Annotated in this window: 11 protein-coding genes; 9 read left to right on the plus strand and 2 right to left on the minus strand. The window is 46.5% G+C overall.

Annotation, left to right across the window (positions count from 1 at the left end):
- Nucleotides 1-3: 3 nt before the first annotated feature.
- Entirely contained in the window at nt 4-1,254 is a 1,251-nt protein-coding gene (locus L3C95_RS14255; protein ID WP_236388603.1) for an efflux RND transporter periplasmic adaptor subunit, read from the minus strand.
- 204 nt (nt 1,255-1,458) lie between these two features.
- Here L3C95_RS14255 and L3C95_RS14260 point away from each other — a divergent pair, with 204 nt between their 5' ends.
- A complete protein-coding gene (locus tag L3C95_RS14260) occupies nt 1,459-2,619 on the plus strand; it encodes a hypothetical protein (protein ID WP_236388605.1) in 1,161 nt (386 codons plus the stop codon).
- 214 nt (nt 2,620-2,833) lie between these two features.
- Here the strand turns inward: L3C95_RS14260 and L3C95_RS14265 are convergent, their stop codons facing one another.
- The gene (locus L3C95_RS14265; RefSeq protein WP_236388607.1) at nt 2,834-3,991 is read right to left on the minus strand and encodes a response regulator; all 1,158 of its coding nucleotides are present in this window, start codon (nt 3,989-3,991) and stop codon (nt 2,834-2,836) included.
- Between the two features lie 500 nt (nt 3,992-4,491).
- Here L3C95_RS14265 and L3C95_RS14270 point away from each other — a divergent pair, with 500 nt between their 5' ends.
- From L3C95_RS14270 to L3C95_RS14305, 8 genes are all read left to right on the plus strand, one after another.
- Nucleotides 4,492-6,585: a M48 family metallopeptidase gene (locus L3C95_RS14270; protein WP_236388608.1), complete on the plus strand. Its 2,094-nt coding sequence runs from the start codon at nt 4,492-4,494 to the stop codon at nt 6,583-6,585.
- Between the two features lie 122 nt (nt 6,586-6,707).
- Entirely contained in the window at nt 6,708-8,588 is a 1,881-nt protein-coding gene (locus tag L3C95_RS14275; RefSeq protein ID WP_236388609.1) for a DNA polymerase III subunit gamma/tau, read from the plus strand.
- Between the two features lie 85 nt (nt 8,589-8,673).
- Entirely contained in the window at nt 8,674-10,317 is a 1,644-nt protein-coding gene (locus L3C95_RS14280; RefSeq protein WP_236388610.1) for a pyruvate dehydrogenase complex dihydrolipoamide acetyltransferase, read from the plus strand.
- 167 nt (nt 10,318-10,484) lie between these two features.
- Nucleotides 10,485-10,874 (plus strand): VOC family protein, encoded by a 390-nt coding sequence (locus tag L3C95_RS14285; RefSeq protein WP_236388611.1) that lies wholly within the window; start codon nt 10,485-10,487, stop codon nt 10,872-10,874.
- A 118-nt stretch (nt 10,875-10,992) separates the two neighbouring features.
- A complete protein-coding gene (locus L3C95_RS14290) occupies nt 10,993-11,499 on the plus strand; it encodes a GbsR/MarR family transcriptional regulator (protein ID WP_236388612.1) in 507 nt (168 codons plus the stop codon).
- Nucleotides 11,500-11,696: 197 nt separating this feature from the next.
- Nucleotides 11,697-12,065: a CoA-binding protein gene (locus L3C95_RS14295; protein ID WP_236388613.1), complete on the plus strand. Its 369-nt coding sequence runs from the start codon at nt 11,697-11,699 to the stop codon at nt 12,063-12,065.
- A gap of 205 nt (nt 12,066-12,270) precedes the next feature.
- The gene (locus L3C95_RS14300) at nt 12,271-12,744 is read left to right on the plus strand and encodes a ribonuclease H-like YkuK family protein (RefSeq protein WP_236388614.1); all 474 of its coding nucleotides are present in this window, start codon (nt 12,271-12,273) and stop codon (nt 12,742-12,744) included.
- A gap of 423 nt (nt 12,745-13,167) precedes the next feature.
- Nucleotides 13,168-13,572: a hypothetical protein gene (locus L3C95_RS14305; protein ID WP_236388616.1), complete on the plus strand. Its 405-nt coding sequence runs from the start codon at nt 13,168-13,170 to the stop codon at nt 13,570-13,572.
- Nucleotides 13,573-13,577 lie beyond the last annotated feature (5 nt).

Raw genomic sequence — 13,577 nt, forward strand, 5'->3', positions numbered from 1 at the left:
ACATTATTTTAATGTCGTTATTTTCATGTCTTTTGCTGATGCCGGCTCAGAGAGATACACGACATCTCCTTCCGCCAGCCCTTTTTCAACGATCACTTCTTCATCATTGGATTTGCCCAGTACTACCTGTTGTTTGGAGATATTACCTGATTTGCTTTTATAAACATAACTGGTTTTGCCACTGGCAAAAACGGCTTCCAGCGGAATAATCAGCTTGCCAGGCAATTCGCTGATCAGGATATTGTTGGAGGTGGTCATTCCGGGTTTAAGAATGGAATCCACTTTATTGAGCTTGATATTTACTTCAAAAACTTTTGCCGTAGCGCCGGGGCGGGTTTCACCGATATTGGCCACTGTCTTTACAATGCCTTCCATCTTCACTTCAGGAAACGCATCCAGTCCCATGGTTACCTTCTGTGCCTGGTGGATTTTACTGATGTCAACTTCATTGATATATACTTTAGACAACATGGTGGAGAGGTCGGGAAGCATGGCTACACGGGGATCCCACGAGCGGACAACAGAACCGGTCTTCTTTTTACCACCACTGGCCCAGTCATGAATATACACCAGTAGTCCGTTCTTTGGGGCTTTAATAATAAAGCGGCTTTTCAGTTCTTCAAGTCTTGCTATCTGCCGGCTGAACTCTTCTGCTTCACGGCGTGCCTGCATCATCTTTGTGGCAGCCTGCTGCTGTTTGATCTTATAGTTGTCTTTCATCTGAACCAGGTCACGCTGTGCCTTTTCCAGGTCAATCTCCGCCTGCCGGATGGTGGCGGGAGGCTCGTACTTACTCAGTTCCAGGGCCAGTTTTTTCTGCTCCATCTGGAATTGAAGATTGGTCATCTGATCACGAGCCTCCCTTAAAGTAAGTGCTGTATCCAGTGCCGTTTGGGTGACTGTTGAATTAGACTTCTCGAAGGATAGCTGTGCATCGCTGATACGTTTATTCACCAACGTTGGGTCCAGTGTGGCGATGTAATCGCCTTCTTTTACATGAGAACCCTCTGCCACCATATCCTGTATCTTGATCTCATCATAGATCTGGTTGGCCTGCAGATCTGCAGGCGCAGAGACGTACACAGTATTCTCCGCTTCCAGTTCTCCCGAACTGGCTACAACATCACGGAAATTACCTTTACGTACTTTGGCTGTAATGCTGCTGTCGGCAGCTTTACCTGAAAACAGAAAATAACAGATCGCAATGATAGGAATAACAATGGCAGGCAACAGCCACCTTCTCTTTTTAAGCATAAGTGGGTAAATGGATTATGAAAGGCCGGGACACTATCTAGCTACAGACACGTTATAAAAGTAATTGTCCATTTGAAAAATAAATGTTAAAAGTACCTGCATTAGCAACCATTATCGACAGATGACGGAGTTACAGGGCCCATTTCCGCTACCCCATCGACTATCGACTTTAAACACTATTTTTGCACCTCAAATTCGCTCCCTATGGAACTGGTGATCGTAAATAATAAAGAGACCGCAAAGCAATTTATTGATACACATGTGGCCCTGAATAAACATATTCCTGAGTGGATACGTCCTTTGGATAAAGATATCGAACAGGTATTTGATCCGGAAAAGAACAAGGCGTTCAGACAGGGAGAGTGTATACGCTGGATCCTTAAGGACAATAAAGGTAAACTGATAGGGCGTATTGCCGCCTTTGTAAATAAAAGATACAAGACAAAGGGAGATAAACAGCCGACAGGTGGTGTTGGTTTCTTTGATTGCATCAATGATCAGGCAGCAGCCAACCTGCTGTTTGACGCTGCCCGCGAGTGGCTGAGAGAGAGGGGTATGGAAGCTATGGACGGCCCTATTAATTTCGGGGAGCGCGACCGCTGGTGGGGACTACTGGTAGAAGGATTTTATGAGCCGCTTTATGGCATGAACTTCAATCCGCCTTATTATAAAGAGTTGCTGGAAACCTATGGTTTTCAGCCATTCTTCAGTCAGATCTGTTATTCCATGAGCGTAGATACGCAGCTACAGGAAAAATTCTTTTCGCGGCATGCCGCCATCGCAAAAGATCCGGCTTTTCATGCAGAACATCTCAATAAAAAGAACCTGGCTAAATATGCGGAGGATTTCAGCATAGTATACAATAAGGCATGGGCCAGACATGAAGGTGGTAAGGATATTACCAAGCAGCAGGCCCTGAATATTTTCAAGCAGATGTCTGCTGCGATGGATGAAAAGATCGTCTGGTTTGCCTACCACAACAATGAACCTGTTGCCTGCTGGCTGAACCTGCCGGAGCTAAACCAGTTCTTCAAACATATGAATGGAAAGTTCGGCCTGTTCCAGAAGTTACAGTTCCTGTATATGAAGCTGATGAAGAAGTGTAAGAAATTCACAGGAATCGTATTTGGCGTAGTGCCTGAGTTTCAGGGTAAAGGAGTGGATGCCTTTATGATCGTAGAAGGCGCCAAGGTCATACAGCATAAACTTCCCTATACGCAGTATGAGCTACAATGGATAGGCGACTTTAATCCGAAGATGTTGAATATTGCTGAAAGCCTGGGTACGCAACCCAGCCGTAAGCTCATTACTTACCGTTATCTTTTTGACAGGACAAAAGAATTCCACCGTCATCCTATTCTTTAATCGGTTGTCAAACATATTCCCGGGGTGGCCCAAAGCTACAAACATACGGCCGCGCCAAAAGCGGGCTATTATGTTTTGTTAATGATGATTTATGATGAAAACATGGGTTATCGTTCTGCGCGGCGCCACCGGCTATAAATGTGACGTTCCTCCCTAAGCGATATGAAGAAGTTTTCTTCTGAATCTCCTTTTAAAAGGATTGTTTCTCTTACGTCTAACGTGGAACATTAACGGGAACAGGCCGGAGATGCCGGATAATGACGTCATAGATCTCTTTTTCCCGGAAGGGTTTCAATAAATAATCATCAAACCCTGCATCGATGAATGCCTGGTTACCAGGCATAGTCGTATCTGCAGTCAGGGCCAGTACAGGGACCTGCGCCTTGGAAGGTTCTTTATCTTCCCGGATCCTTTTCACTACCTCCATGCCCGTCATACGGGGCATCTGAAGGTCGAGCAGCACCATATCATAATTGTTGCAGACAAATAATTCATAGGCAGCAACCCCGTCTGGTGCTTTATCAAATCTGCATTGCCAGCGGGTCAGGATCTTTTCCAGGAGGGCCAGGTTCATTTCCTGATCATCAGCCACCAGTATGTACCGGTCTTTCATGAACTGTCCGGTCATCTGTCCGACCTCCTGCTGGGTAACAACAATGGTTTGCGGTGCGGGTAGGCCCGGGTAGGTGAGGGAGCAGGAAAAACTGCTACCTTTTCCCGGCGTGCTCTCTACAGATATCTGCCCTTTTTGTAGTTCCACCAGCGCCCGGACGAGCGCCAGCCCCAGTCCGGCTCCATGCAGGTCGCCCTCAACAGGCGTTCCGTTATACATATATTGTTCGAATATAAAGGGCAATCGGTCTGGCGAGATCCCTCTACCAGTGTCCCTTACCTGTATATTTACCTGTACGTGTCCCGAGACCTGTTTCTTTAGCTGCATATGGCAGTGTACGCTACCAGTGTCTGTATATCTGATCGCATTTTCTATGAGGCAGACAAGGATACGGCTCAGGCGTTCGCCATCGCCTGTCACTTCCAGCTGCCGTTCACCTTCGCAGGTAACTTCAAACCGGAGGTGCTTGTTGTGGGCGCGGCAAGACAGTTGTGCAGTAACAGTGTCAAATATTATATAGGGCGAAAACGGATACGTGTCAAGGTACAATTGTCCTTTTTGTAACCAGCCCAGTTCGTGGATGTTCTGCTGTATCTGCATCAGCATACCGGCTGCATTTTCAACAGACGCCAGCAGTTCCCGCTGGTTGCAATCCAGCGTAGTATAAGACAGCTGTTCACTAAACCCGATGATAGCATTCAATGGCGTGCGCACTTCCTGACTGATGTTGCTGATCATATCCAGGCGGGTGTTCATCATTTCTTTCCCGGTACGATTTATGTATATTATTTGTTTCCGGAGACACCAGATATAATAAAGGAGAATTAGCACCAACGCGAATAACAGTACAGGCAATAAAAATGATGGAACGATGACATTAATAACTGCCGGAACAGTGATGGCATTTACTGATGGGGCATTTACAACAATCACGAACAGGGAGAGAATGGATGGGATTAATCCAAAAGCAAGCGATAGATACATCGTATGCAATTAAAAGATGAAAAAAGTTGGCGTTAAACTAACAAGCAATTAAGAGCTGCTGACTCTTCCAAACCCGGTCTTTTAACAGGCTACATTAATGTACCGAATTTAATTAAAAGCTGTGAGATGGAAAATTATTTCCCTTTCGTGTTATATGTCAACATAGAAAATAGGAGTATATTTATCATGAGCTGATATGCTCCACCATAACAAGTTAATACTATGTCCAACAGCCAATGCGGAGGCTCCCGAAACTATTGTGAATTATACGCAATATGATGTCAGGTACGTACTTTAAGCAAGAAGTGCTACGAATGACAGGCGGTGTCCTGTTGTTTTATGTCACTTATGTCATTTTATTATTATGCTCTCTGCTGCTGATGGCAGCGTTTACATGGAGCGGCAGTACGCTTATTGCGTACGCTTCTTACCAGGGCATATCCGGCATATTCATGTCGGTGTCTGGTGCTGTGCTCTTATTGCTTGGTATACTGCAGGCAGTTTTTATTGCTTTATTTCTCTTTAGCAGACATAAGACCACTGTGCCGTATCGCACTGTGGTTACGGAGAAAGAACAACCTGTGTTGTTTGATTTTATACACAAACTTGTGCAACAGACCAAGGCGCCCTATCCGAAAAAAGTCTATCTCGTACCGGATGTCAACGCAGTAGTTTTTCACTCACCTGGTATTACAGGGCTTTTCGGTGAAGCGGATAAAAACCTGGTGATAGGGCTTGGCATGGTGAACAGCCTTAATATCAGCGAGTTTAAAATGGTGCTGGCACACGAGTTCGGGCACTTCTCCCAACGCAGTATGAAGCTGGTGCTGCACGTATATACGATCAACAAGATCATTTACAATATTCTTTATGAAAATAAAGGCTGGCGGAACGCTATCATATGGCTCTCCAACAAAGGCCTGTTAGCTGCATTATTATCCAGGCTGTTTGTGTTGCTGGCAGCAGGTTTACATTTTCTTTTCCGGAATATGCATGAACTGATCAACCAGCAGTATATGCGCTTAAGCCGTGAAATGGAATTTAATGCGGATGAGGTAGCGCTTTCCATTTGTGGAACAGAGACCGCCATCTCGGCCATGCGGCGGGCCGAAATGAGCAATGCCTGTTTCCAGCAGCTGCTGCAGCGCGCAACGACGTGGGCGCGGCAACAGCGGTTTATCCGGAATATTTATGAAGCACACAGCATGCTGATAAAATATCACGCGAAGCAGCACAGTACTCCGCTGGACCACCAGCAACTGCCACAATATAATGATGACCAATTTGGCACCACTGTGAGGAGCCAGGTGCAGTTCCGCGACCGCTGGGCATCGCACCCTACACAGGAGGAACGCGAACAACGTTATCTTGAGGCAAATATTCCCGGTGTGACGATCACGCAAAGTGCATGGACATTGTTTCACGATGCGGAAACTCTACAGGAGCATATGTCCCAACAGGTCTACCAGGTATTGACACCGGAAGAAAAGCCGGAACAATGGGCGCCTGCGGAAGAGTTTATCCGCGAGATTGAAGCGTTCCATGAGCAGTATGCCTTTCCCGCTCCGTATAACAATTATTATGACGACAGGCCATTCTCTGACATTCCTCCCGGCAGACTGGAACCTTTTTCTGAAGAAGAACAAACACTATATACCCTTTCCACCCTTTACGCAGGTGAACACCGGCAACGGATCCGCCATTATTTCCGGGATATGCAGGACGCAGCTACTTTACAGGCAATCATCAGCGGAGAGATACAGGTAACGCAGTTCACTTACGGGAATGTGCAATACCGCAGTCATGAAGCGCTGAAGATACTGGATAAACTACAGCAGCAGATCGGTAGGAATGGCGATTGGCTGCAGGAACATGATCTGCTCGCCCTTCGTTATCATTATACCTTTGCGCTGCGACATGCGCTGGAAGCTGCCACCAATTTACAGGAACAGTATAAACGCATTCTTTCACATCAGAACAGAGCCGCTGCCCTCAATGAAATTGCCGGCATGATCATGGAAAGTATTCCGATCTTTTACAGTGATAATAATATTCCTCCCGCAAAAGCAGATTACCGCATCCAGATATTGCGGCAGGAGGCAGAAGAACTGCAGCAGCTGTTGCAGGATCTTTTGTTCCAGCATCATATCAGCGACCAGTGGGAACCTGACCTTCAGCAAAAGGTGGCGCATTTTATTCAATACCAGTATCCTTATCTGCTGGCGCACCCGCCATTGCCGGAAGAACTGGAAGCTATGCACGACATCAGCGCTGCCGTTTCTGACCATTACAATAACAGCATTCTGCTGATGAAAAAAGATTTCCTCTACCGTTGTCTCGACTTCAGCGAGCTGTCTGTTGCGCATTGACGGTCTACTTTTCTTAATATGTAAGTAATTACCATCCCGGCAGGTACCAGGAACTATGGGACAGTGGCTAGGGACTATGGACAATTTTCAGTACTTTCGGCCCTCGCGAATGCGTTGTATATATGGAGAATTTTATCGTTTCAGCCCGTAAATACCGTCCACAGAATTTTTCAACCGTAGTCGGACAATCACATATTACGACCACCCTTAAAAATGCGATCCGCAACAATCAGCTGGCACACGCCTTTTTGTTCTGCGGTCCGAGAGGTGTGGGTAAAACAACCTGTGCCCGTATACTGGCCAAAACAATCAACTGTGAGAACCTGCAGCCTGATGGGGAAGCATGTAATCAATGTCATTCCTGTACCTCTTTCAATGAAGGAAGTTCCTTCAACATCCATGAACTGGATGCTGCGTCCAACAACTCAGTAGATGATATCCGGACGCTGGTAGAACAGGTACGTTTCGCACCTCAGGCAGGAAAATACAAGATCTACATCATAGATGAGGTTCACATGCTCAGTTCTTCTGCATTCAATGCGTTCCTGAAAACGCTGGAAGAACCTCCTTCTTACGCCATCTTTATTCTGGCTACTACAGAAAAGCACAAGATCCTGCCGACTATCCTGAGCCGGTGTCAGATCTTCGACTTTAAACGTATCACTATCCAGGATACCGTAGACCATCTGCAGGAGATCTGCCAGAAAGAGCATATCCAGGCAGAATCTGACGCACTGCACCTGGTAGCACAGAAAACGGATGGGTGTATGCGTGACTCACTCAGTACGCTGGATAAGATAGTCAGTTTTACCGGCGGACATCTTACTTACCAGAACACACTGGAGCACCTGAACATCCTGGATTACGATTATTTCTTTAAAGTGATGGATGCTGTGCTGCAACAGGATGTAGCTACGGCCCTGCTGATATTTGACGAGATCTTACAGAAAGGTTTCGAAGGAGATAATTTCCTGAACGGCTGGGCGGAGTTTCTCCGTAACCTGCTGATGAGCAAGGAAGAAAAGGTGCTGCACCTGGTGGAAGTATCCGGTAATCTCAAGGACAGATATAAGCAGATGTCCGGCAAGGTAAGCCCGTCTTACCTGATCACGGCACTGCACCTGCTGAATGAGACGGAGATCAACTACCGGATGGCCCGCAATAAAAGGCTGCATGTGGAAATGGCGCTGATCAAGCTATGTTTCCTTCAGCAGGCCGTTACCTTAGTCAGTGATGATCAAACCGGAGAGGTAGTAAAAAAAAAACTGGTAGCTGATGGTGCAGTGCCTCAGAAACTGAGGTCTTCCTTTATCCAGGCGGCGCCCGGGCCTAAACCTGTGGCAGGCCAGCCGGCTACTACCAGTTCTATAGCTGCCAATGAAGCAAGACTGACCATTGAGACACCAGCTCCGGCAGTGAACCAGCATATACAACAAACACCTGCACAGCCCGTACAGCGGCAGGCGCCTCCGGTGCAAGCTGTTACAGCGACTGTAACGTCGGCAACGGCCACCGCATCCCGGCCAGGCCAGGCAGCAGGACCTCAGCCTAAACTAACTGGACTTGCCGCTATGAAGGAAGCGCTGGCTGCAAAACAGCAGGTGCAGACCGTACAGCAGGCCATTCCTATGACCCTGGGCGCACTTTCTGTATACTGGGATGAATTCATCGATACTTTCAGGCAGGCTAACAAAATGACAGTTGTGAGCAATCTGCAACTGGCTACTATTAACCTGGCCGGGCCAGAAGAAATTACCATCGTAAGCCGGAATATTGTGCAATTCCGTTTTATGGAAGAAGAAAAACTGGCTATTTCAGCGTTCTTCAAGGAAAAATTCCGTAACCCGGCTATCGTGCTGACCTTAGGGCTCGATGAAACCCAACAAACGGTAGATATTGGCCCTGCGCCACTTTCCAGCCGTGAGCAGTTCCAGAAGATGACAGAAAAATATCCGCTGATAAAGGAACTGAAAGATAAGTTGAATATGGAACTGGATTTTTAAAGGGGCTTACAGAAATATCTTCTGTAATCTAACTTTCACAATTCGCATTTCTTTTGTAGGTTTGGGCAAAATTTGGAAAAATACTATGGCAGAAGTTATCAGAATGCCCCTTTTGAGTGACACAATGACTGAAGGGGTGATCGCGGAATGGCATAAAAAGGTAGGAGATACCGTAAAAGCAGACGACGTAATTGCTGAGGTGGAAACAGATAAAGCCACCATGGAAGTAATGGGCTATGTGGAAGGTACTCTATTATATATTGGTGTCGAGAAAGGTAAGGCTGCTAAAGTAAATGAGATCATAGCAATTGTAGGAAAACCAGGTGAAGACTATAAGTCTTTACTCGGTGGAGGTAATAATAATGGCCAGGCGGCACAGGAAGCCAAGCCTGCAGCGCAGGCAGCTCCAGCAGCTACTCCTGCTCCGGCAGCCAGCAGCGCTGACAGTGCAGCAGCTGCAGAAGCACTGAAAAATGCAACCGTTATCCGTATGCCGCTGTTAAGCGATACCATGACGGAAGGTAAGATTGTAGCCTGGAACAAAAAAGTAGGCGATACCGTGAAGAGTGACGATGTACTGGCCGAGGTAGAAACCGATAAGGCTACCATGGAAGTGATCGGTTACGCTGACGGTGAACTGTTATATGTAGGTGTAAAAGAAGGTGACGCTGCTAAAGTAAACGGCATCATCGCGATAGTAGGTAAGAAAGGTACTAACGTAGATGCGATCCTGGCAGCAGAAGGTGCCGGTGGTGCAAAACCAGCCGCACAACAGGAAGCACCTGCAGCTACTCCGGCCGCATCTGCAGCTCCGGCAGCTACGCCTGAAGCTTCAGAAAGCAAAGACGGACGTGTGAAAGCATCTCCGCTGGCTAAGAAACTGGCTGAAGAAAAAGGCATCGACATCAGCAAAGTGACCGGCTCCGGCGACGGTGGCAGGATCGTGAAGAAAGATGTTGACAGTTACGTTCCATCCGCAGCTCCTGCTGCAGCCAAACCAGGTGCTGCTCCAGCCGCTAAAGCTGCTGCATTCACTCCGGCAGGCCAGGAAGGCTACACTGACGTTCAGTTAAGCCAGATGCGTAAGGTAATTGCTAAACGCCTGAGCGAAAGCAAATTCTCTGCTCCTCACTTCTACCTGAAAGTAGATATCAATATGGACAAAGCCATTGAAGCGCGTAAAGCTATCAATGAAGTGTCTCCTGTTAAGATCTCCTTCAACGATATGGTGATCAAGGCTTCTGCCCTGGCACTGCGTCAACATCCTGATGTGAACAGCAGCTGGATGGGAGATTTCATCCGCCAGAACCATCACGTACATATCGGTTCCGCTGTGGCAATCGAAGATGGTCTGATCGTTCCGGTGATCCGCTTTGCTGATCAGAAAACCCTGAGCCAGATTGCTGGTGAAGCGAAAGAACTGTATGACAAAGCCAAAAACAAGAAACTGCAGCCGCAGGATTTCTCCGGTAATACCTTCACTATCTCCAACCTGGGTATGATGGGTATCGATGAATTCACTGCTATCATCAACCCTCCGGATTCTGCAATCCTGGCTGTTGGTGGTATCAAAGAAACTGTAGTTTCCGAGAAAGGACAGTTCAAAGTGGTGAACATCATGAAACTGACCCTCAGCTGTGACCACCGTAGCGTGGACGGTGCTGTAGGTGCACGTTTCCTGGCTACGCTGAAGAGCTATCTGGAAAACCCGGTAACTATGCTGGTATAATTGTTATTTCAACAACTAACTATAAAAACAGGCGTTCCGTTGTACGGGACGCCTGTTTTTTTTGACTCATCCCCGATCACGTTAACACGTTGTTATTCAGCTTCAGAATTTGGGAATTGCTGTATAATTGATTAAATTTAAGTTGGCTCCCCAACAACTATTGATCAATGGAGATTCCTAAGAATGCGCTAAGCTGGTTCGAAATCCCTGTACATGATTTTGACAGGGCAAGGAAATTTTACAGCAAAATATTCAACTATGAAATGCCTGAAGAGCACCTGGGGCTGAAGAGGACAGCATTTTTCCCGTTCGACAAACACAATAATGGTATTGGCGGAGCTATTGTGCAGGGCTCCGAATATTTTCCCAGTCAGCGCGGTACGCTCATCTACCTGCATGCCGGCGATGATCTCACAGATGTGCTGGAGCGTGTAGAGGCTGCGGGTGGCAAGATAGAGCTGGATAAACGTCCCGTGTCTGAACTACAGGACCTGGGATATTTCGCCATCTTCTTCGATCCCGATGGTAATAGAGTAGCCTTACATTCCAGAGGTTAAAACAGCTGAAAACCAAGCAACACAGTTACCTTCTGTGTAATTCCCGCCTTCTTTCTTTCACTTTCTTTTGAAAGTTCAATAACTTAGCATTACATTTGGGTAACGAAATGAGGATTACATGAAATTGGCAGAAGCAAAAGCACAGTTTATACAGACCTGGGGATCTTTGGGCGCTCAATGGGGTATTAACCGCACCATGGCCCAGATCCATGCCTTGCTGATGATCATGCCTGATCCGCTGAGTGCCGACGATATCATGGCGGAACTGAATATTTCCCGTGGCAATACCAATATGAACGTGCGGGAGCTGATCAACTGGGGACTGGTAGAACGTGTGCTGATTCCCGGGGAGAGGAAAGAATATTTTACCGCCGAAAAAGATATCTGGAAGGTAGCTACTGAAATTGCCAGGGAGAGAAAACGCCGCGAGCTGGATCCTATTCTCAAAACCCTGAACCAATTGCAGGATGTGGAAGGAGATACAAAAGACAAACACGTAAAAGCCTTCAAAGAGTCCATTCAGGGTATTAATAAGTTTGCCCACCAGACAGACAAGGTGATCAACTCTTTCGTAAAGGCCGAGGAGAGCTGGTTCTATGGCACCCTCATGAAATTATTCAAGTAATATTTTTTTGTCTATATGTTTCACTTTTTATTGAAAGTTCAGAAACAGTATTAATCCGCCTACCATGAAAAATATTATCGGCCGACTGCCAAGGCGTCGGTATCACATCATATAGATGATTATGGTTTAATGTTTGCTCTTCATAGAAAGTACCTGCCGGGGTTTATACCCTGGCGGGTACATTTAAAGGATTGTTTATGAACGACAAGAAACTCACGGTTGTATTAGGCGCTTCCCCCAACCCGGCGAGATATAGCTACCTGGCTGTATCCAGATTGGCTGCACACGGGCATCCTGTACTTGCTATCGGCAAAAAGGAGGCGCAGATAGGCGACATTCCCGTTACGAAAGAGCATCCGGTACAGGCAGATGTGGACACTGTTACCCTGTATATGAATCCTGTGCTACAGCGGGAGTATTACGACTATATCCTGCAATTGCACCCGAAGCGCATTATTTTCAATCCGGGTACAGAGAATGAGGAACTGGCCACATTAGCTGAAAATAAAGGCATTGAAACAATGGAAGCCTGTACGCTGGTGTTGTTGAGTACCGGCCAGTATTAGTTGATGGCCCGGTATGCACTCCTTTGAAATGTTATCCTCTTCCGGAATAAGATGCCGTTAATTCTTGCTTTCTCTCATCTGATTGCTGATTAATTTTTGTATATTACTTACAATATTCCCCCTACCAGCAAGGATTTATAACGACAGAACGGCATAAATGTAATCTTAACTACCACGCCTATTCACTCTAATCATATATATTATCATGAAATGGAGAAGATTCAACGGCGAACCGATTCATTTGCCCATTAAGGAAGAAGTACGCCAGGCAATTGTCCGGGAAACCGGAAAGGGCTTTCACTTAAAAGTGTGTATTGGCACGGACTCACAGGTAAAAGGTGCAGAAACAGAATTTGCAACAGTGATCGTTTTCCTGCGTGAAGGACATGGAGGTTTCATGTTCATCCACAATGACAAAACACGCGACTCTTATTCCATCAAAGAGCGTATGCTCATTGAAGTAGCGAAGAGTATTGAGATCGCCTATGAACTGTGTGACTTGTTCACCGAATATGATGTGGACATGGAAGTACATGCAGACATTAACACGAACCCCCAGTTCAAGAGTAACCTGGCCCTGCGTGAGGCGATGGGTTATATACTGGGAATGGGATTTGCCTTCAAAGCAAAACCAGACGCCTTTGCCAGCAGCTGCTGTGCGGATAAGGTAGTGAACTAAGCCTGCAGGCTGATATTACTTTCCCCGCTGTCAGGATGCGCTCTTCCGCATCCGGGGGCTTTTTTCCCCCAGAAAAAATCGATACAGATCTCCATGTTGCCTACCCACAGCATGGATTATATAACACATGTCAATACCTGTTATAAACGGGCTGCAAACACGTTAAAAGTGTCCGCAAAGGGCATTTCCCAGCCAGGTGGGGCTTTGTGGCGGGGGAACGCAAATTCCGCTGAAATATTGTAATGTTAACTCTTTGTAAAAACAGGCGTATGAAACGCAGTACAGGACGCATTCTGCGTGTATTGTCCTTTAAATTTACCTTTTCTTCTTCCGGCCAGGAGGCTTTAATTTAAAAAAAAATGCTTAATTTATACTTGTTATACTGATATACTGTTATACTGATTTACTGAATAGCTGTCGAACATGCGTGCCTACATAACTGTCATACTACTGTTAGTATTTGCCAACTCCTCGTGCAAAAAAGAGACTATCTCAGACACTTCTTCCCAAAAGCTGCAGGGCAGCTGGAGACTATTATATTCCAGCCCTTCCGGGGCCAAAGACCTGGTCAAACATGACACTACGTCTTCAGAGATCCTGAAATTCGATGGCAACAATATGCTCACCTATAGCCGTGGTTCGCTCATTTCCCGGGAAACATTCCTGATGGCCCTGAAAAGCGATCATCAGCCCTACCTGGTAACGGACAGCGATCCCTGGAATCCACGGATATTCAGCTGCAAGATTACGGGGACTGATACCTTGTCCCTGTTATCGGTGCATTCCAATGTTCATATTGGCCGTGTGTATTTAAGGGTAAAGCCTTAAGTAAT

It is taken from the genome of Chitinophaga filiformis, assembly GCF_021646545.1.
Taxonomy (GTDB): domain Bacteria; phylum Bacteroidota; class Bacteroidia; order Chitinophagales; family Chitinophagaceae; genus Chitinophaga; species Chitinophaga filiformis_A.

Excerpts from the sequence above, each read along its gene's own strand:
- L3C95_RS14255 (WP_236388603.1), bottom strand. The coding sequence starts at position 1,254 with ATGCTTAAAAAGAGAAGGTGGCTGTTGCCTGCCATTGTTATTCCTATC.
- L3C95_RS14260 (WP_236388605.1), top strand. The coding sequence starts at position 1,459 with ATGGAACTGGTGATCGTAAATAATAAAGAGACCGCAAAGCAATTTATT.
- L3C95_RS14265 (WP_236388607.1), bottom strand. The coding sequence starts at position 3,991 with ATGATGAACACCCGCCTGGATATGATCAGCAACATCAGTCAGGAAGTG.
- L3C95_RS14270 (WP_236388608.1), top strand. The coding sequence starts at position 4,492 with ATGATGTCAGGTACGTACTTTAAGCAAGAAGTGCTACGAATGACAGGC.
- L3C95_RS14275 (WP_236388609.1), top strand. The coding sequence starts at position 6,708 with ATGGAGAATTTTATCGTTTCAGCCCGTAAATACCGTCCACAGAATTTT.
- L3C95_RS14280 (WP_236388610.1), top strand. The coding sequence starts at position 8,674 with ATGGCAGAAGTTATCAGAATGCCCCTTTTGAGTGACACAATGACTGAA.
- L3C95_RS14285 (WP_236388611.1), top strand. The coding sequence starts at position 10,485 with ATGGAGATTCCTAAGAATGCGCTAAGCTGGTTCGAAATCCCTGTACAT.
- L3C95_RS14290 (WP_236388612.1), top strand. The coding sequence starts at position 10,993 with ATGAAATTGGCAGAAGCAAAAGCACAGTTTATACAGACCTGGGGATCT.
- L3C95_RS14295 (WP_236388613.1), top strand. The coding sequence starts at position 11,697 with ATGAACGACAAGAAACTCACGGTTGTATTAGGCGCTTCCCCCAACCCG.
- L3C95_RS14300 (WP_236388614.1), top strand. The coding sequence starts at position 12,271 with ATGAAATGGAGAAGATTCAACGGCGAACCGATTCATTTGCCCATTAAG.
- L3C95_RS14305 (WP_236388616.1), top strand. The coding sequence starts at position 13,168 with ATGCGTGCCTACATAACTGTCATACTACTGTTAGTATTTGCCAACTCC.